This window comes from Thalassospira sp. MCCC 1A01428, assembly GCF_002115825.1.
Classification (GTDB): Bacteria; Pseudomonadota; Alphaproteobacteria; order Rhodospirillales; family Thalassospiraceae; genus Thalassospira.
In genome coordinates, this window is record NZ_JFJZ01000145.1 from 1 (window position 1) to 838 (window position 838).

Sequence of the window (838 nt, forward strand, 5' to 3'; positions counted from 1 at the left end):
TACGATTCTAATACCGGGATCTGGACAGTAAGTGGTTCGGTGGATGACGTTAATGCTGCCCTTGCTGCCGTGGCCTTCACGCCCGCGGCAGACTGGGATCAGGATGTTACGATCACCACCCAAATTCGTGATGCGGCAAATGCAGGGCCAGCCAATGGTACCATCACGCTCGATGTAACTGCAGTTAATGATGCGCCAACGGTCAGCAATCTGACGCAGACGCTCCCCTATACAGAAGATCCCGGATCGGCCGTTGCGCTTGGTGATATTGTGGTGACGGATGTGGATAGTGGCGACACCGTCACTGCGACGCTGACATTGTCGAACACCGCCGCCGGCAGCCTGACCACCGGAACCTTCGGCTCGGCAAGTTCAGGGTACGATTCGAATACCGGGATCTGGACAGTAAGTGGTTCGGTGGATGACGTTAATGCTGCCCTTGCTGCCGTGGCCTTCACGCCTGCGGCGAACTTGGATCAGGCTGTTACGATCACTACTCAAATTCGTGATGCGGCAAATGCAGGGCCAGCCAATGGTATCATCACGCTCGATGTAACTGCTGTAAATGATGCGCCGACGGTTGCAGGTGTGCCTGCGACGGTAACGGTAACCGAAGATAGTGCTAGCGACCTTGACCTTTCGGCGATTGCCTTTACCGACGTGGATAATGGCGCGACCCTCACCGTGACGTTCACGGCCGGGGCCGGAACGCTTGCTGCATCGGATGGAACCGGTGTTACGGTTGGCGGGAGCAGTACGGCGCTGACCCTGACGGGCACGGTTTCGGCGATCAATACCTATCTTGATACGGTTGGGGCCATCAAATACACCTCTGCTA

Annotated in this window: 1 protein-coding gene; it reads left to right on the top strand. The window is 56.7% G+C overall.

Translation table 11 applies throughout. The features are described from left to right. The coding region (locus THS27_RS27065) for a hypothetical protein (RefSeq protein ID WP_371456370.1) at positions 1-838 on the top strand (838 nt) is incomplete at both ends.